Annotated in this window: 18 protein-coding genes and 1 pseudogene; 11 read left to right on the forward strand and 8 right to left on the reverse strand. The window is 65.9% G+C overall.

All coding sequences use genetic code 11. The features are described 5' to 3' along the window. Nucleotides 1–70 precede the first annotated feature (70 nt). Together KDW96_RS18590 and KDW96_RS18595 are read left to right on the forward strand one after the other, a co-directional pair. Complete coding sequence (locus tag KDW96_RS18590) at nucleotides 71–1,294, forward strand: type II secretion system protein GspD (RefSeq protein WP_255837700.1); 1,224 nt, start codon at nucleotides 71–73, stop codon at nucleotides 1,292–1,294. 174 nt (nucleotides 1,295–1,468) lie between these two features. Continuing rightward, nucleotides 1,469–1,693, forward strand: a complete 225-nt coding sequence (locus KDW96_RS18595) for a hypothetical protein (protein ID WP_255837701.1) — start codon at nucleotides 1,469–1,471, stop codon at nucleotides 1,691–1,693. Between the two features lie 167 nt (nucleotides 1,694–1,860). Here the strand turns inward: KDW96_RS18595 and KDW96_RS18600 are convergent, their stop codons facing one another. From KDW96_RS18600 to KDW96_RS18615, 4 genes are all read right to left on the reverse strand, one after another. After that, complete coding sequence (locus tag KDW96_RS18600; RefSeq protein WP_255837702.1) at nucleotides 1,861–4,398, reverse strand: penicillin acylase family protein; 2,538 nt, start codon at nucleotides 4,396–4,398, stop codon at nucleotides 1,861–1,863. Between the two features lie 171 nt (nucleotides 4,399–4,569). Next, nucleotides 4,570–5,034 (reverse strand): DUF2489 domain-containing protein, encoded by a 465-nt coding sequence (locus tag KDW96_RS18605; protein WP_255837703.1) that lies wholly within the window; start codon nucleotides 5,032–5,034, stop codon nucleotides 4,570–4,572. A 7-nt stretch (nucleotides 5,035–5,041) separates the two neighbouring features. Then, nucleotides 5,042–5,242, reverse strand: coding sequence for an SEC-C metal-binding domain-containing protein (locus KDW96_RS18610; RefSeq protein WP_255837704.1), 201 nt, complete (start codon nucleotides 5,240–5,242; stop codon nucleotides 5,042–5,044). A gap of 6 nt (nucleotides 5,243–5,248) precedes the next feature. After that, entirely contained in the window at nucleotides 5,249–5,746 is a 498-nt protein-coding gene (locus KDW96_RS18615; RefSeq protein WP_255837705.1) for an LEA/WHy family protein, read from the reverse strand. A gap of 112 nt (nucleotides 5,747–5,858) precedes the next feature. On the opposite strand from KDW96_RS18615, the gene KDW96_RS18620 reads away from it, so the two are divergent. Next, nucleotides 5,859–6,422, forward strand: coding sequence for a hypothetical protein (locus KDW96_RS18620; protein WP_255837706.1), 564 nt, complete (start codon nucleotides 5,859–5,861; stop codon nucleotides 6,420–6,422). Between the two features lie 69 nt (nucleotides 6,423–6,491). On the opposite strand, the gene KDW96_RS18625 is transcribed toward KDW96_RS18620, so the two are convergent. The 3 genes from KDW96_RS18625 to KDW96_RS18635 form a co-directional block, all read right to left on the reverse strand. Then, nucleotides 6,492–7,619, reverse strand: a complete 1,128-nt coding sequence (locus tag KDW96_RS18625) for a hypothetical protein (RefSeq protein ID WP_255837707.1) — start codon at nucleotides 7,617–7,619, stop codon at nucleotides 6,492–6,494. 93 nt (nucleotides 7,620–7,712) lie between these two features. Beyond that, on the reverse strand, nucleotides 7,713–8,198 hold the full coding sequence (locus KDW96_RS18630; RefSeq protein WP_255837708.1) for a YchJ family protein: 486 nt from the start codon (nucleotides 8,196–8,198) through the stop codon (nucleotides 7,713–7,715). Nucleotides 8,199–8,201: 3 nt separating this feature from the next. Beyond that, on the reverse strand, nucleotides 8,202–8,699 hold the full coding sequence (locus KDW96_RS18635; protein ID WP_255837709.1) for a DUF6231 family protein: 498 nt from the start codon (nucleotides 8,697–8,699) through the stop codon (nucleotides 8,202–8,204). 422 nt (nucleotides 8,700–9,121) lie between these two features. On the opposite strand from KDW96_RS18635, the pseudogene KDW96_RS18640 reads away from it, so the two are divergent. The 3 genes and pseudogenes from KDW96_RS18640 to KDW96_RS18650 form a co-directional block, all read left to right on the forward strand. Beyond that, a pseudogene (locus KDW96_RS18640) lies at nucleotides 9,122–9,484 on the forward strand (OmpA family protein); the annotation flags it as partial. Nucleotides 9,485–9,619: 135 nt separating this feature from the next. Further along, nucleotides 9,620–10,348, forward strand: a complete 729-nt coding sequence (locus KDW96_RS18645) for a PA1041 family peptidoglycan-binding anchor lipoprotein (protein ID WP_255837710.1) — start codon at nucleotides 9,620–9,622, stop codon at nucleotides 10,346–10,348. Nucleotides 10,349–10,482: 134 nt separating this feature from the next. After that, nucleotides 10,483–10,776: a DUF1145 domain-containing protein gene (locus KDW96_RS18650; RefSeq protein ID WP_255837711.1), complete on the forward strand. Its 294-nt coding sequence runs from the start codon at nucleotides 10,483–10,485 to the stop codon at nucleotides 10,774–10,776. Between the two features lie 69 nt (nucleotides 10,777–10,845). On the opposite strand, the gene KDW96_RS18655 is transcribed toward KDW96_RS18650, so the two are convergent. Beyond that, on the reverse strand, nucleotides 10,846–11,310 hold the full coding sequence (locus KDW96_RS18655; RefSeq protein WP_255837712.1) for a CopD family protein: 465 nt from the start codon (nucleotides 11,308–11,310) through the stop codon (nucleotides 10,846–10,848). A 111-nt stretch (nucleotides 11,311–11,421) separates the two neighbouring features. Here KDW96_RS18655 and dinG point away from each other — a divergent pair, with 111 nt between their 5' ends. The 5 genes from dinG (at nucleotide 11,422) to KDW96_RS18680 (ending at nucleotide 17,495) form a co-directional block, all read left to right on the forward strand. After that, nucleotides 11,422–13,566 carry an ATP-dependent DNA helicase DinG gene (gene dinG / locus KDW96_RS18660; RefSeq protein WP_255837713.1) on the forward strand — a complete coding sequence of 715 codons (2,145 nt, stop codon included), beginning with the start codon at nucleotides 11,422–11,424 and terminating at the stop codon, nucleotides 13,564–13,566. Between the two features lie 96 nt (nucleotides 13,567–13,662). Beyond that, a complete protein-coding gene (locus KDW96_RS18665; protein ID WP_255840563.1) occupies nucleotides 13,663–14,808 on the forward strand; it encodes a serine hydrolase domain-containing protein in 1,146 nt (381 codons plus the stop codon). Between the two features lie 93 nt (nucleotides 14,809–14,901). Further along, entirely contained in the window at nucleotides 14,902–15,588 is a 687-nt protein-coding gene (locus KDW96_RS18670; protein ID WP_255837714.1) for an OmpA family protein, read from the forward strand. Between the two features lie 48 nt (nucleotides 15,589–15,636). After that, entirely contained in the window at nucleotides 15,637–16,284 is a 648-nt protein-coding gene (gene pdxH / locus KDW96_RS18675) for a pyridoxamine 5'-phosphate oxidase (RefSeq protein ID WP_255837715.1), read from the forward strand. A 68-nt stretch (nucleotides 16,285–16,352) separates the two neighbouring features. Next, nucleotides 16,353–17,495, forward strand: a complete 1,143-nt coding sequence (locus KDW96_RS18680; RefSeq protein ID WP_255837716.1) for a glycerate kinase — start codon at nucleotides 16,353–16,355, stop codon at nucleotides 17,493–17,495. Nucleotides 17,496–17,522: the final 27 nt, after the last annotated feature.

Below are 17,522 nucleotides of genomic sequence, written 5' to 3' on the forward strand. Positions count from 1 at the left end.
GAAGTGCAGAAAGGGGCAGATGGGCGTTTCAGCGATCGCACGACCGTTGGGCTGGATGCTGGCGGGACTGATGCTCCTCCCCGCAGGCTCGGTCCATGCCATGCCGGTGACGCTGAACGTGGAGGCGGTGGAGATCGGCGAGGTCATGAACATGCTTTCGCGCCGCAACCGGATCAATATCCTTTTATCCAAGGAGGTGACCGGGCCGGTATCGGTCAATCTCTATGATGTCGGCGAAGCACAAGCGATCCGCATGATCGCCGGCGCGGCCGGTTTTGTCGTCGAGCAGCGCGACGGCAGCTATTTCATCGTCAGTCGCGAAGACAGCGGCAAATACGATTACAGCAACCTGACGCAACTGCGAACCTTCAAGATCCAGTACTCGGACCCGCTGCTGATTCAGGAGATCCTGCAGAAGCACCTCTCGCAGTACGGCAAGATCACCACCCTGGGCGATCGCAGCCTGCTGGTGGTGGAGGACCAGCCAGTCTTCCTCGAGCGCATCGCCAAGCTGCTCAAGGATATCGATCTCAAGCCCAGGCAGATCCTGATCGAGGCGCAGATCATGGAGGTCACCCTGGGCGACAGCGAGGATTTCGGCATCGACTGGAAGGTGCTGTTCAGCGGTGGCAAGGGCGTGATCGGCACCACCGGGCTGGCGCCCGCGGTGGACGGTCTGTTCATCGACTTCGTCAATAAGGACGTCGATTTCTTTCTTCGGGCCCTGCAGCAGAATGACCGCCTAAGAACCCTGTCGACGCCCAAGATTCTGGCGCTGGAGGGCAAAGAGGCACGCGCCGTGATCGGCGACCGGCAGGGCTTCAAGGTCACCACCACCATCAATCAGGTGACCACCGAGAGCATCGAGTTCCTCGAATCCGGGGTGATCCTCAAGGTCAAGCCAACGGTCGATGACGAGGGCCGAATCCTCATGGATATCCACCCGGAGGTCAGCTCGGGGGCGATCGATCAGCTGGGCATTCCTTCGCAGAAGACCACCGAGGTGTCCACCCAGATGCTGGTCAACGACGGCCAGACGGTGTTCATTGGCGGCTTGATGAAGCAAAACCTGATCGAGGGCCGCAGGGGTGTGCCCTTTCTCAGCAAGATCCCCTTCCTGGGCCGGGCCTTCTCGCAGAACTTCAGCACCAACATCAAAACCGAAACCGTGGTGTTCATCACCCCCTACATCGTCGACGGCAATCAGAGGGTGCTCAGTCGCATGAGCGAAGAGGGCACGGGGACGATCGAGCGACTGCAGCGCACGCCGCCCGAGCCTTTCGACCTGCCCTAAGCCTATTTCCGACGAGCAGTACCGGCTCGCAACGCGGCCCCTGGGGCAGGGTTGGCCGGCGTGCATGAAGGCTGTCCGCCGGCTCCAGGGGAATGCCGACAGTGCCGCAATGGTCCAATCTAGAAAGAATACGGTTTTAGCTGGATTGCGGTTGTCAGTAGGGAGGTGGCAGTGATGGCCAAGTGGATGATTACCTACAGTAAAGACGAGGGGGCCGGGGTGTTGGAGGTCGAGTCGGCGACCAAGCCGAGCATGGAGCAAGCGGTGCAGTGGTTGCTGGAAATGGCCGGACGGGACTTCGAGGCGCAGGAGCCGGATAGCCCTTACGAGATTCAGACGCCCGCGGTGCGCCTGCTGGAGTGTTACGGCATTACCGTGACCAGTATCAGTGAGGAGTGAGCGGCGCGGCACGGGTCGCCGCTGCTGCCCGTGAGCGGCATCGAGGCAAAATCCAGGCAAAAGAAAGGGCGCCAGCAGGCGCCCTAAAACGATGAACTATGGAGTAAGTCTGCAGGTTCAGAGCGGCGGCCCGGGCCATCGGTTCAAAATGACCCGACGAACGGTCGTCATGGTCCGGGCACCAGCAGTAATCGCTTGGTGCCATAGGCCTTATCGAGGTTCTGCGGCTGGAACGGAAAGCTCATGTAGTGCCCCTTGCGCCAGGCCTCGATGCCGTCGGCATAGTGGTCGCTGGCCGGGTTGCCGGATTGTCCCGAGCTGTTCAGGCCGATCAGCGGTTCCTCGCTGCCGAAGTCGACGACGAGGCGCATGGCGGGGATCAGCCAGGTATCGAAGTCTTCGCCCCAGCGGTAGGCCGAAACGTTGAGGGTGCTGTGGTCGCCCCCGGCCGGATAGGGGCCGCGATCCAGGTAGTCCTTGAGCGCGCTGATGCGGGAGCGCTGGCTGGCGCCCATGTATTGCGAGAGCTGAGTGAGGTCGCTGCTCCAGTGGTAGCGATGCAGGGTGCCCCACTGCCAGGTCGCAGGATCGTTGCCGAGTCGAGCCTGGCCGAGGGTCATGGCTGCGGCCAGGCTGCGCGCGAGGATGGCCGGCTTGTCTTCCTTCTGCGGCGTACCGAGGTCGTCCCAGAACGGACTGTCATCGCGGCCGAGCAGGTGGTCGGCCTGGGCCGAGTAGGAGGTGTCGGCCGCCAGCACCAGGGCCTTCCACGTCGCGCTGCCGTCTGGGCCCAGTTCATCGAGGAAGATCTGCCGCGCACTTTCATGGAGGAAGGCGCCGTAGAGCGCGGCGTCGGCCGAGTCGGCGGCGAGCTTGCCGTCGAATGCCAGCAGGCGCTCGAGGGCGGCTTGGGCCTTGGTGCGTTGGTCCTGCGGCAGCGCATCGGTGGCCTGCTTCAGCGACTCGGCCATGCCGGGTGCGGTCAACATGGCCTGGAGTTTGGCGACGAACGGCGAAGTCTGGTCGTACTGCATGGCGATCATGCTGGCGCGGTCGTGCTTGCCGCTGCCGGCCAGTGCGGCGATGCGCTCGGCCCGTTCTGGGTAGTACCAGGAGTTGGACAGCTGCATGCCGTAGCCGCGGTTGATGGTGCGCTGGTTGGCGGTCCCCAGCCAGCCCTGGGGCGGGTCCTGGTCGTAGGGATGGAGGATCGGGTCGGCGAAGCCGTCCCAGTCATAGCTGCCGTCCCAGCCCGGCGATGGCAGCAGGCCGAGGCCGTCGCGGCGGTTGGGAAAGCGCCCGGTGACTTGCCAGCCGATGTGCTGGGCATCGGCGAAGACGATGTTCAGCGGCATGGCGCGGACCTCCCGGGTCGCCTCGAACGCCTGCTCCACCGACTGGGCGCGGGACAGGTCGAAGAGTGCATCCAGGGACTGGTCCGCCTCGAACTGCGCGGTCTGCAGGGCCAGGCCGTAGCCGCTGTTCAGTTGCATTGGCTGCAGGCGGTGTTTGCGCTCGCCCAGCACCGAGTTCAGCAGCGGTCCGTGACGGGTCTCGTAGATGGTCTCGCGGATCGGTCGCTCACCCTTGATGAAGAAGGTTTCCTGGCGCTCCCGGGCGGCCAGCCACTGGCCGTCGGCCTGGTACAGCAGGCGTCCGCCTTCGCGCTTGACCTTCTCCAGGAACAGGTCCTGGTTGTCGCCCATGACCATGGTCATGCCCCAGCCCAGCTTGCCGTTGAAGCCGGCCACCACCGCCGGCACCCCGGCGATCGAGACGCCGGCGGCCTGGAATTTCGGCGAGCGGATCTGCACGAAGTTCCAGGGCGAGGGCAGGGCCAGGGGCAGGTGGGTGTCGTTGGCCAGCAGGCTTCGGCCGCTGCGGCTGTTCTGCGGGGCGATGGCCCAGTTGTTGGAAGCGGCCACGCCCAGCATGTGGGTCTCGGCCAGTTGCCCGGCGGCCTGGCTGACGGCGTCCAGGCCGGCGATCTGTCCGCTCAGGTTCAGGCCCTGGAGCTTGGCGGCCTCCTCGAATGGCAGCGGCTCGTCGGGGTAGGTGGGCAGCAGCCAGGCCAGTTGCTCGCTGCCGACCTTCTGCGCCAGCACCAGGGCGGCCAGTTCCTCCTGCAGGTTGACCGACAGGCCGAAGTTCAGCAGGCAGAACACCAGCACCGAGTCTTCGGGCTTCCAGTAGGCGGGCCGGTAGCCGGATTCCGCCAGGTCCATCGGCAGCTTGTCGCGGTAGCGGAACAGGTAGGCGTTGACGCCGCGGGCGTAGACCTCGAAGAAACGCTGGAGACGCGGTGAGGCGTTGCGATAGAGCAGTTCGGCACTCTTTTTCAGGTTTGCCGCGCGCATGAAGCGGTCGATTTCCAGCACCCCCGGACCGGCCATCTCCGCCAGGCGGCCCTCGGCCATCAGGCGCATGCCGACCATCTGGCTGAGGCGGTCGCTGGCGTGTACATAGCCCAGGGCGAACAGCGCGTCGTGGAAGGTGGTGGTCTCGATCAGCGGCATACCCAGTGCGTTACGCCGCACCACCACGCTCTGCGCCAGGCCCTGGACCCGGACGATGCCCTGGGTTGGCGGCAGGCTGTCGTGATACCGACTGTCGAGAAACGACTGGCAGCCGCTGAGCAGCAGGCTGAAGGCGAGGGCGCTGGTCAGGCACAGCGGGGCCAGTGGACGAAACGCGCGCGGTAGCATGCAGCGGGCTCCTTGCAGGACGCAGGAATGGGATCGATGGTCGGAGTGGGGCGCCGCCCGATAGCCTAGCAACTTGGCGCAAGCAAGCCGCCCGAGGCGATGGCTGGCGCTGGGTGCGGCGTAAGGTAGAGAGCGCCGCAGCGCCTGGCAAGGGGCCGCGCGCGCTGATTGTCAGGCGCGCTTGGGCGCCTGCTGCAGGCCCTCGTCGAGCAGCCAGCGCGCCGCCGCGCGGGCGGCCGCCTTGTGCTGCAGTTCGAGTTCGTTGAAGTGCTTTTCGTGTTGCCGGCGCGCGGCTTTGTCCAGTGCCTTCCAGTCGGCGTGGGTCGGCACGTGGGCGGTGGCGGCGAACAGGTGATGGAACACTTCGCAGCGCGCATCCTGGCTCAGTGTGCTGTCGTAGTTGTCGAGCAGCACCTTGATGCGGATGGCACCTTCGATCAGCGGCAGCTGGCCCTCGAGCAGGCTGCCGGCGAGGATCTGCAGATCGCCGCCCAGGCGCTCACGCCGCTCCAGGGCGGCCTGCGCCAGTTGCCGCTGTTGGCTCCAGACCCGGCGCCACAGATGCAAGGCGTAGGCGGCGAGCGCCAGCACCAGCAGTGCGCCGGCCAGCAGCAGAAGCAGGGTGAGTTCGCTCATGCGCGAATTAGGCGCCGTGGCATTTCTTGAACTTCTTCTGGCTGCCACATGGGCAGGGGTCGTTGCGGCCGACGTCTTTCAGGGCGTTGCGCACCGGTTCCTGGTGACCGTGATTGCAATGCGGGCCGTGCACATGGTCGTGGTCATGATGTGCGTGATCGTGATCGTGGTTGCAGTCGGGGCCGTGGACGTGGGGTTGCTGGTTCATGTGCGGTTACTCCGGGATGAAATCGCCGGGAATTATCTCGCCATTGCGCGACATGTGCACGCTGCGACCGAACAAGAATCCGGTTTTCACCGCGCCATCGAGACGATAGCGGATCGGTTCGTCGGGTTCTTCCAGCAATTTGACGACCTGCCGCACGTGCCGCCACAGGTTGGTACGCACCGGCACGTCGAACACATGATGGCCATTGGCAGGCACGGTGAACCAGGCATCGGACTCGCCTTCGGCCAGTTTCACTTCGTTGAGGTGAACCCGGTAGTCGAGGCCGCGCACCGGCAGACTGACGTTGTTGGGGTTGTCGATGCGAAAGCGCAGGACGAAGCGCTGCTCCAGCAGCTTGGCCTTGACGACGTCGACCTTGAGCAGACGGATATCCGGATTCTTGAATCCACCTGACATCCAGGTGGAGCATCCGCCGAGGCCTGAAAGCAGGCCAAAAAATATCAGTAGGCTAAGAATTCTTATAGTTTTTGCCTGATAGAACATTGGGTACTCCGATGGACGTCACAGTGTAACAAGCAAGTGCTCGGCCGCAACGTGTTGTGAGCGTAAAAAAACCTGCGCCATACTGGACATCGATTAGGACAGGAGTGTGACCATGGCTAGTTACGAGATCGCCTTCGCCGGGCAGCTGGTGCCGGGCGCCCAGTTGGAGTTGGTCAAGGCCAATCTGGCCAGGTTGTTCCAGGCCGACGCGCAGCGTATTGCCCTGCTGTTCTCGGGGCGGCGCATCGTGATCAAGAACAATCTGGATGCGGCGGGCGCGGAGAAATACCGGGCAACCCTTGAGCGCGCCGGCGCCATGGTCGAGGTCACGGCCATGCCCGCCGTGGCCGAAACCGGGGGCGTGGCCGGCGCCGCCGAAACCAGGCCGGCGCAGCCGTCGGCGCGCGTTGTCGAAGCGTCCGCAGCTGGCGCTCCGGGGCGACTGAAGGTCTTGCCGCGGGATGAGTACATGGCGGCCTTCGCCGAGGTGGACGCGCCGGACTTCGGCATCGCCCCTCTGGGTGACGACCTGCAGGACGAAAAGCCCGAGGCGCAGGCGCCCGAGCTCGACCTGGCGCAGTTCAGTCTGGCGCCACCTGGCAGCGACATGGGCCAGGCAGCGGCCGACCCCGCGGCAGCGCCGCCCGATACCTCGCACCTGAAGCTGCAGGAGTGACCTCGCAAGGCCCGCCATAGCGGGCCTTGCTGCATCTGGACGCGGGCTCAGTGCAGCCGGGCGCTCGGCTCAGTGACTGGCCATGGCATCCCGGGCTGTCGAGCACTTGGCTTGCGCCTGGGCCGGAGTCAGGTCGCGGATCGAGGTGTAGAACAGCGTGCAGCTCTGTCGCTGGTCTTCGACCAGCCACTGCTGGGTGCAGCGCTGCAGCGTGGCATTGGCGTCCGCGCCTGGGTTCTGGCCCATGCCGGCCTGCCAGCAGGCAGCCGAGAGGTCCTGGCCCATGACCTTGAGACCTGCCTGGTCGGCCTTTTGCTGGTTGCCGCCGTAGTTGCTCGGGTCGGCGGCGTACCAGATATAGCTGGGGTGGTTGGCACCCAGCACGGCCACCGACTGGCCTGGCGCCGGGATGATCTGGCCCAGGCCGAGCACGCTCAACGGCACGCCGTAGCGCTGCTTCACCCAGTCACGCACCGGGCTGCCGAACGCCACCATGGGCAGGGCGCCTTCGCCATTGCCCGCAGTCAGTTCGCGGACCATGCGTTGCTGATAGTCGCTGAAGTAATCGTAGACACCCTCCAGGCTTGCTCCGGCGCTGGCCGGCGCTGCAATGGGCGCTATGTCGACGATGGTCTGGAAGGCCGCAGTCTCGGCTGCCGGTATGCCGTTGACCGTGAGCAGCTCGGCCCAGCGGTCAGTGGTGCTGGAGCGCAGGTAGTCCTGGGCCTCGGTCAGCGAGTAGTCCGGCGGGAAGTGCAGCAGTTCGACGCTCTTGCGGTTGTCCAGGGCCATGCCCAGGGGCAGGAAGAAGTACCAGTCGTACTGCCACTTGCCGTCACGATTGAGGCGGCTGGCGCCTTCAAAGGCCAGGTCGCCGCTGTCGAGCAGCTGTTGCAGTGGTCTGCCGTAATCGTCGGGCACGCCACTGAAGCGGGCATAGACTCTGTCGCCTCTGCGCTCGACATGAACCTTGGCCGACGCATGGCCATCGCGGCTCAGGCTCTGCTCCAGGTAATGCTGCACGGTTTGCTCCAGGGTCCATGGGCGATAACAGACCACACTGCAGTTGTTGGGGTAGGCGAACAGCCGGCTGACCCGCTCCGTGCTGCCCAGGTCGAGTCGCTCACCTGAAGGGTGGCCGGCGCAGCCGAGCAGCAGGCTGGCGAGGACGAGCAGCAATCCAATTTGCTTGTGCATGGTTTCTCCTTGTCGAGTGTCCGTCGCCCCGATTGTTGCGCCGGAGGTCAGTTGATCAGGCAGGGTCTCTCACGGGTGTCAGTCGATGGCGGCTCAGCCCAGGTAGGCGGCGCAGCACTTCTTGAATTTCTGTCCACTGCCGCAGGGGCAAGGATCATTGCGGCCGGCGTTCAGCCCCACAGTCGGGTCGATGAAGTACCACTGCACGCCGTACTGGACGAAGGCGGAGCGCTCGCGATGGCTGTGTTCGCCGGCCTCATCATGCCAGCGGGCGGTAAAGGTGACGAAGGCATGCTCGGGTTGGCCACCGAGCACTTCGGCGTTTTCGACCTCGAGGCCAAGCCAGGTGCTCTGCTGGCTCCAGGCCCGAATGGCATCGCGATCCAGCCCGGTCCGCTGGACGGGCAGGGTAGTGGCCAGCAGGTAGTCAACGTCGCCCAGCACATAGGCGCTGTAGCGCGAGCGCATCAGACGCTCCGCGCTGGGGGCCGGGGTGCCGGCGTGATAGCGGCCGCAGCACGCGCTCAGCAGGTCGCCGCTGCCGCACGGGCAGCTGGGCGCGGTGTCAGTTGTCGGCATGCATCACCACCAGTACTTGCCAAAATTCTCCGGGTTGGCCCAGAACTTGGCGTTGAGCCAGTCCGGCACCTGTTTATAGTCGAGCAGGTCATAGGTGAACAGGCTGAGGGTCTGCTCGCCGCGCTGGAAGCGCTCGCTGGTCTGCATCGCCAGGGCGAAGAAATCGGTGTCCTGCCAGGCGCAGGCCTGCAGGTCGACCAGCACGGCCAGGCGGTTGGCATTCAGGTTGCGGATACCGCCGAGCAGCTCGAGGCCGGTGCGCTTGGGCAGGTGTTCCAGGCAATCGACGATCAGGGCCAGGTCGAAACGCTGGGCCGCCAGTTCGCTTGGCAAGGCACCTGCGGCGGCGAGGGTGATCTGGCAATCGGCATGGGCGCTGCGGTAGGCCGCCAGCGCCGGCAGCTCGCTCGCGCCCACCACCAGCAGCCGGCTCGGCAGATAGCGTTCCAGTTGTGCGGCCAGGGCCTGCTGCGGGGTGCGGGAAGATACGGATTCGCTCATCGATGACTCCAGGATCAGGCCTGAAAGACTAGCGCGCCGTCGTGCGTTGGCCTAGCGCTGATTGACACTTCAAGGGCATATCGTCTGGCGAATTGTGGAACTGCCGTCTTTACTCCTTAAGTGTCGGTTTTGGGCCGATTTCTACAGGAGACTTGTATATGAGCATTACCAGGAAAGCAGGACCCCTGATTCTGGCGGCCAGCTTGCTGACGGGGTGCGCCGGACTGCAGAAGAGCGACTGGCCTACTTGTGCGGCGGTCGGCGGTGTTGGCGGTGCTGCCTTGGGCGCGATCGAGAGTTCGTCATGGGCGGCTGGTGGCGCTGCGGTAGGTGCCGGCATGGCCGCGGCTTATTGCTGGGTACATGGTGCCGAAGCGGAAAAGATGGTGATGGTCGAAGAGGTCATGGAAGAGCCTGCCATGCCTGAGCCCGTCGAAGTCGTGCGCGTCGAGCTGGATGTGAAGTTCGACTTCGACAAGTCCCGGGTCAAAGAAGAAAGCTATGGCGATATCAAGAACCTGGCGGACTTCATGAAGCAGTACCCGCAGACCTCCACGGTGGTTGAGGGTCACACCGACTCGGTCGGTACGGATGCCTACAACCAGGGGCTGTCGGAGCGCCGCGCCAATGCCGTGCGCGATGTGCTGGTCAATCAATATGGCGTAGAGGGTGGGCGCGTCAATGCAGTCGGCTACGGCGAGTCCCGGCCGGTTGCCGACAACGCCACCAGTGAAGGGCGCGCCATCAACCGTCGGGTAGAGGCCGAAGTCGAGGCTCGTCAGTAACCCCTGCCATCTGGTGATGCACGTGCTGGCCCCGACAGACGGGGACGTCTGTCGGGGCCCGGCTTGTGTAGCCGGGGGGATGGACCTTTACTCCTGTGGTACCGGTAGCAACCGGTTACACAGGAGACTCCTACCATGTCGACTCGCCACGCAAGAGTGGTTTTACCCCTTCTATTGGTCAGCAGTGTTCTTTCGGGTTGCGTCACGACTTCCAGTACGGGAGACGCGCCGCTCAACCAAGGGAACTGGCCCCTGTGCAGCGCGATTGGCGGCTTGGCTGGCGGAGGCCTGGGCGCAATCGAAAGCTCCACCGCAGCCGCCGGAGGCGCCCTGGCCGGTGCCGTGATTGGCGGCCTGATCTGCTATGCCCAAGACGGTGACGAGGATGGCGACGGTGTGTTCGATCGCCGTGATCGCTGCCCGCACACCCCTAGCGGCATGTCAGTTGGGCACAATGGTTGCCCCCTCAAGGTCTACCCCGACAGTCCGGCGGTAGTCGAGGCCGAGCCGCTCGAGGTGGTTCGGGTCGAACTGGACGTGAAGTTCGATTTCGACAAGTCGGTGGTCAAGCCGGACGGTCAGGCCGACATCCGCAGCCTTGCCGACTTCATGAAGCAGTATCCACAGACCAACACCGTGGTTGAGGGGCATACCGATTCCATCGGTACCGACGCCTATAACCAGGGGCTGTCCGAGCGGCGGGCCAATGCGGTGCGTGATGTGCTGGTCAGGCAGCATGGCATCGATATGGGTCGAGTCTCCGCAGTCGGTTACGGCGAGACCCGCCCTGTGGCGGACAACGACAGTGAGGCTGGTCGCGCCATCAATCGCCGGGTCGAGGCAGAGGTCGAGGTGCAGCCCTGATGGCAGCGAAGGCGGCCGGGCTCAACCGGCCGTTTTCACCGCGGCAATCGGCGGACGCCGGCCCTTTGCCATGCTGGTCCCTTCGCCTCAAAGCGGTTAAGGTGCGGCTCGGTTAACGGCTGCGAGGGGCGATCATGAAGGCACTGCTGGGATTGGGAAAGATACTGGCCGCTCTGTTCTGGGGCGCGTTGCTGGCCAACCTGCTCGATCCGTTTGTGCAGCCTTTCGCCTTGCTGCTGAACATTGCCGGGGCCTTTGTCCTGTTCATTCATGCCGGCGAGTTGCTGTTGTTCCAGCAGCGGTTGAAGCAGTGCCCGCGACCGCTGCTGGCGTGCGGGCAGGTCATGCTGTTCGGTATTTTTTACCTGTCGACACTGGCCGAGGTCGAAGAGCAGGCCCCCGAGCCCTTGGCGGCCGAGCAGGCCTAGAGAGGTTGCACCCAGGCTGGTCGCGCCCAGGGGGCGCGTTCAGCCGAGGCGTCCAGGTCAGGGCGAAGTCTAGAAAGGCGGGCGGGCGGCGGCGATGCTCACCAGCAACAGGCCGAGGATCAGGTTGATGCCCACCAGCCGACGAATCCGCCCCAGTACCGCACCACCGCTCGGCCAGTCCTCGGCGGCCACGGCACTGCGCAGTTCCGGCAACTGCAAGGCCTGGACCCGCAGGAACAGGGCGAGCATGGCGATGTACAGGCCCATCATGATGTGTACGTAGCGCGGCGCGGTCTCGAAGCCGGCGAAGCGCAGGTGCAGCATGCCCACGCCGGTGATCGGCAGGATCAGCACGGCGGCCCATACCCAGTGAAAGAAACGGCGGAACACTTCCAGCCATAGCTTCAGGCGTGCCGGGGCTTCCAGCGTGCTGACCGCCGAGGGGCGCAGCACCATCCAGGCGAAGAACATGCCTCCCACCCAGATGAGGGCGGCAAGCAGGTGCAGGGCGTAAGTCGCGGCGTAAGGGGTCATGCAGGTACTCCAGTCGGGCAGGCGGTTCTGCGCTGAATTGATTGGCGCGCTATCATAGCCGCCGATTGCAAACACTGAAAATTTATCCAGCTTTTCCGCGCCCAGGCCATCATGCTCAGTACCGAACTCAAGTCCCAGATCCAGGGCGCCTATTCCCGTTTTCTCGAAGCCAAGGGGCTCAAGCCGCGCTACGGCCAGCGCCTGATGATCGCCGAGATCGCCAAGGTGCTGGGCACCATCAAGGCCGACGATGAAGGCCGGCGTGACGGCGAACCGGCGGTGGTCGCGGTCGAGGCCGGCACCGGCACCGGCAAGACCGTGGCCTACAGCCTGGCGGCGATCCCCACCGCCAAGGCCGCCGGCAAGCGCCTGGTGATTGCCACCGCGACCGTGGCCCTGCAGGAGCAGATCGTGCACAAGGACCTGCCGGACCTGATGCGCAATAGCGGCCTGAGTTTCAGCTTCGCCCTGGCCAAGGGGCGCGGTCGCTACCTGTGCCTGTCCAAGCTGGACCTGCTGCTGCAGGAAGGCCAGGCCCAGAGCGCCACCGCCCAGCTGTTCGAGGAGGAAGGGTTCAGGATCGATGTCGACGAGCAGAGCCAGAAGCTGTTCGGCGCGATGATCGACAAGCTCGCCGGCAACAAGTGGGACGGCGACCGCGACAGCTGGCCCCAGGAGCTGGAGGACGGTACCTGGTCGCGCCTGACCACCGACCACAGCCAGTGCACCAGCCGGCATTGCCCGAACTTCCAGCAGTGCGCCTTCTATAAGGCGCGCGAAGGCATGGGCAAGGTCGATGTGATCGTCACCAACCACGATATGGTCCTGGCCGACCTGGCCCTGGGCGGCGGCGCCGTGCTGCCCGATCCGCGCGAGACCCTCTATGTGTTCGACGAAGGTCATCACCTGCCGGACAAGGCGATCGGTCACTTCGCCCACTTCACCCGCCTGCGCTCGACCGCCGACTGGCTCGAGCAGACGGCCAAGAACCTCACCAAACTGCTGGCCCAGCACCCGCTGCCGGGTGACCTGGGGCGGCTGATCGAGCAGGTGCCGGAGCTGGCGCGGGAGATCAAGATCCAGCAGCAGTTCATGTTCAGCGCCTGCGAGCAGCTGGCCGATTTCAAGCCCGGCGAAGACATGGAGGGCCGCGAGCGGCCGCGCCACCGCTTCGTCGGCGGCCTGGTGCCGGAGCACCTGCAGGAGCTGGGCCTGGAACTGAAGAAGGGCTTCTCCCGGCTCACCGACCTGTTCACCGGGGTCGCCGAGCAGCTCAAGGAGGCCATGGATGGCGAAGCCACCATCGGCATCGCCAGTCACCAGGCCGAGGAGTGGTACCCGCTGTTCGGCAGCCTGCTGGCGCGGGCCAAGGGCAACTGGGAGCTGTGGCTGGCGTTTACCGCCGAAGATCCGGAGGACAGCCCGCCGATGGCGCGCTGGCTGACCCTGGCCGAGAGCGGGGCGCTGTTCGATATCGAGGTCAACGCCAGCCCGATCCTCGCCGCCGAGACCCTGCGGCGCAACCTGTGGAATGTCGCCTATGGCGCCCTGGTGACCTCGGCGACCCTCACAGCTCTCGGCACCTTCGACCGCTACCGGATGCGCGCCGGCCTGCCCAAGGTGGCGGTGACCGCCGTGGTGCCGAGCCCCTTCCATCACGCCGACGCCGGGGTGCTCAAGGTGCCGGACCTGAAGGCCGATCCGCGCGAGGCGCCGGCCCACACCGCGGCGATCATCCGCGAGCTGCCGGGCCTGGTGGCCGGCTCGCGCGGCACCCTGGTGCTGTTCTCCTCGCGCAAGCAGATGCAGGAGGTGTTCGATGGCCTGGAGCGCGACTGGCGCAAGCGGGTGTTCATCCAGGGCAACCTGTCCAAGCAGGAGACCCTGAACAAGCACAAGGCGCGGGTCGATTCCGGCGAGGAGAGCGTGCTGTTCGGCCTTGCCAGTTTCGCCGAGGGGGTCGACCTGCCGGGCGCCTACTGCGAGCACGTGGTGATCGCCAAGATCCCCTTCGCCGTGCCGGACGACCCGGTGGAGGCGGCCCTGGCCGAGTGGATCGAGGCGCGCGGCGGCAACCCCTTCATGGAGATCGCCGTGCCGGATGCCTCGCTGCGCCTGGTGCAGGCCTGCGGCCGCTTGCTGCGCACCGAGGCGGATCGCGGCACCATCACCCTGCTGGACAGGCGCGTGGTGACCCAACGCTACGGCAAGGCAATTCTCAACGCCTTGCCGCCGTTTCGTCGGGAGATCGGCTAGCTAGGCCCGGGTTCGCCGCCGGCTCGGTTCCCAAGTCGGCCATGGGCTGGAACAATGCGCGCCATCTCGTTGATTTCCAAGACCAAGGAGCTTCCTTTGCAGATTCAGGGGTACTTCGACCTCCAGTTCGAGGCCGTCAAGGACGCGTTCGCCGCCTTGTTCGAGGATCGCCAGGAGCGCGGTGCGGCACTCTGCGTGCAGATCGCCGGCGAAACCGTGGTGGACATCTGGGCCGGGGTGGCCGACAAGGACGGCCAGCAGGTCTGGCACAGCGACACCATCCTCAACCTGTTCTCCTGCACCAAGCCCTTCACCGCGGTCACCGCGCTGCAGCTGGTCGGCGAGGGCAAGCTCGAACTGGACGTGCCGGTGGCCCGGTACTGGCCCGAGTTCGCCGCCGCCGGCAAGGAAAAGATCACCCTGCGTCACCTGCTCAGCCACCAGGCCGGTCTGCCGGCGCTGCGCCAGCCGCTGCCGGCCGAAGCCCTGTACGACTGGCAGGCAATGGTCACGGCGCTGGCGGCGGAGCAACCCTGGTGGTCGCCGGGCGAAGGACACGGCTATGCCCCGATCACCTATGGCTGGCTGGTCGGCGAGCTGCTGCGCCGCGTCGAAGGGCGCGGTCCCGGCGAAGCCATAGTGGCGCGCACCGCCAAGCCCCTGGGCCTGGACTTCCATGTCGGTCTGGACGACAGCGAGTTCGAGCGCGTGGCGCATATCGCCCGCGGCAAGGGCAACCTGGGGGACGCCGCGGCCCAGCGCCTGCTCAAGGTCACGATGAGCGAGCCGGCGGCCATGAGCACCCGCGCCTTCACCAATCCGCCCTCGATCATGACCAGCACCAACAAGCCGGAGTGGCGACGCATGCAACAGCCCGCCGCCAACGGTCACGGCAATGCGCGCAGCCTGGCGGGTTTCTACAGCGGCCTGCTCGACGGACGCCTGCTGGAAAGCGAACTGCTCGACGAGCTGACCCGCGAGCACAGCCGTGGCGATGACAGGACCCTGCTGACGCCCACGCGCTTCGGCCTGGGGTGCATGCTCGACCAGGGCGGGGTGGCCAACGCTACCTATGGCATGGGGCCGCGCGCCTTCGGCCATCCGGGGGCGGGGGGCTCGACCGGCTTCGCCGACCCCGAGCGCGATGTCGCCCTGGGCTTCGTCACCAACAATCTAGGACCGTTCGTCTTAATGGACCCCCGTGCGCAAAAACTTGCGCGGGTATTGGCGGATTGTCTGTAGAAGTCTGGCTAAACTCCCGGCATAACCAGGCGGTACTGCCCATAAATACTGGCCTGTGGCCATTTTTCTTTGACCGATTCGTGTGGATTAACCATGTTTGCCAAGAAGAACCTCGCGCTCGTCCTGTGTCTGCTGATGGCCGGTTGTGCCGGCTCGGAAAAGAAACCGCAGGCGCAGCAGGCCGCCATGCCTGCCCCGGAAGTCACCCAGGCCTGGCTGGACGACTACGAGCCCAAGCTGCGCGAGGCCATCAAGGGCAGTCACTTCGAGCTGGAGCGTCGCGAGAGCCTGCTGGTGGTCACCGCGCCGGTGGAGGGCTCCTTCAACCCCGATCGTCCGCATATGCTGCTGCCGGTCACCCTGGGGCCGATCAGTCGTCTGGCCAAGCTGGTGGAGCACGACAAGAGCATGGGCGTGCTGATCCTCGGCCATGCCGATAGCAGTGGTGCGGCGACCCTGAATCGCGAGCTGAGCCATGAACGGGCGCGGGCCTTCACCGCGATTTTCCGTCTCAGCGGGCTGCGTCAGGACCGTTTGCTGGTCAAGGGGCTGGGGGCGGACATGCCGCGCGCCGCCAACGACAGCGTCGAGGGCCGTGCGCTCAACCGCCGCGTGGAGATCCTGCTGACCCCCCGGGTCACCCTGAATGCGCTGATCGCCCACTACAGCCAGCCGGCGGTGATTCCGGCGGTCGCCCAAGCGGTGCCGGGCGCCAAGTCGAGCAAGACCAAGCCGGCCGCCACCGGCAAGGCGGTCGCGAGCAGCAAGCAAGCCAACTAGCACGGACCCCGGTAAGCTAAGGGGATATCCGTTCTAGAGGGCTTTGCCATGACCCAGACCCTGGCCGACATGCGCCGCGACTACACCCGCGACGGCCTCAGCGAGGAGCGCGCGCCGGACGAGCCGTTCGTACTGTTCCAGCAGTGGTTCGCCGATGCGGTGCAGACCGAGCAGCTGCCCGTCGAGCCCAATGTCATGAGCCTGGCGACCGTCGATGCCGATGGCCGTCCGCACTGCCGGGTGGTGCTGCTCAAGGGGCTGGATGACCGTGGCTTCACCTTCTTCAGCAACTACGAGAGCGCCAAGGGGCAGCAGCTGGCGGCCAGTCCGTTCGCGGCGCTGACCTTCTTCTGGCCAGCCTTGGAGCGCCAGGTGCGCATCGAGGGACGGGTCGAGCGGGTCACCCCCCAGGAATCCGATGCCTACTTCCAGGTGCGCCCGCTGGGCAGCCGCCTCGGCGCCTGGGCCTCGCCGCAAAGCCGGGTGATCGCCGATCGTGCCGAGTTGGAGGGTTTGCTGGCGCACGCCGAGCAGCGCTTTCTCGACCAGGCGCCGGAGTGCCCGCCCCATTGGGGGGGCTACCGCCTGCTGCCCGAGCGCATCGAGTTCTGGCAGGGCCGCGCCAGCCGCCTGCACGACCGCCTCAATTACCGTCTGCGGGACGGCGCCTGGCTGCGCGAGCGCCTGGCGCCCTGATGATCGAGGGGCGGCCACGCCCCGCTCGTGCGGTGCGACCCGCGAAGCCCAGCCTTGTAAGGAGCTCCATGAAAATCGTCATAGCCCCGGACTCATTCAAAGAGAGCCTGAGCGCGCCCGAGGTGGCGGCGGCCATCGCTCGCGGTTGGGTCACCGTATTCCCCGAGGCGCAGCTGTGCCTGCGGCCCATGGCCGATGGCGGCGAGGGCACGGTGGATGCGCTGTTGGCCGCCAGCGGCGGGCAGCGCCGCGAGCTGACGGTGCGCGGCCCGCTGGGCGCACCGGTCAAGGCCCATTGGGGCTGGCTCGAGGGCGATACCGCGGTCATCGAAATGGCCGCCGCCAGCGGCCTGCATTGGGTGCCGCGGGAGCAGCGCGATGCCACGGTCACCAGTAGCTATGGCACCGGCGAGCTGATCCGCGCAGCACTGGATGCCGGCGCACGGCGGATCATTCTCGGCCTCGGCGGTAGCGCCACCAATGACGGCGGCGCCGGCTTGCTGCAGGCCCTGGGCGTGCGCTTGCTCGATGCCCACGGACAGGAGCTGGCGCCAGGCGGCGCGGCGTTGGCCGGGCTCGCGCGTCTCGACCTGAGCGGTCTGGACCCGCGCCTGGCCGCGGTGCAGGTGGAGGTCGCCGCGGATGTCGACAACCCCTTGTGCGGCCCCCACGGAGCTTCGGCGATCTTCGGCCCGCAGAAAGGCGCCAGCCCGGAGCAGGTCGCGCTGCTGGACGCCGCGCTCGGGCGGCTAGGCCAGGTGGTGGCCGCGGAGCTTGGCGAGGACTTCAGCACGTTTCCCGGCGTCGGTGCGGCGGGTGGCCTGGGCTTCGCTGCCAAGGCCCTGCTCCGCGCGCGTTTTCGTCCCGGGGTCGAACTGGTTGCCGAGCTGTCCGGCCTGGCCCAGGCACTGGTCGGCGCCGACCTGCTGATCACCGGGGAAGGGCGCCTGGATGCCCAGAGCCTGCATGGCAAGACGCCGGTCGGCGTGGCACGCCTGGCCCGCGCCGCCGGCGTGCCGGTGATCGCCCTGGCGGGCAGCCTAGGCGAGGGCTACCAGCGCATGTATGAGGTCGGTATCGAGGCGGCTTTCAGCCTGGCGCCGGGACCGATCAGCCTGGAGCAGGCCTGCGCCACTGCGGCCGCGGAACTGGAGGCCCGCGCCTGCGATATCGCCCGGGTCTGGCACATGGCGCAACAGCTTGGGGCTTAAGTTCGTTGGCTGTTTTCGGCTATTGTT

This window comes from Pseudomonas benzenivorans (assembly GCF_024397895.1).
GTDB lineage: Bacteria > Pseudomonadota > Gammaproteobacteria > Pseudomonadales > Pseudomonadaceae > Aquipseudomonas > Aquipseudomonas benzenivorans_A.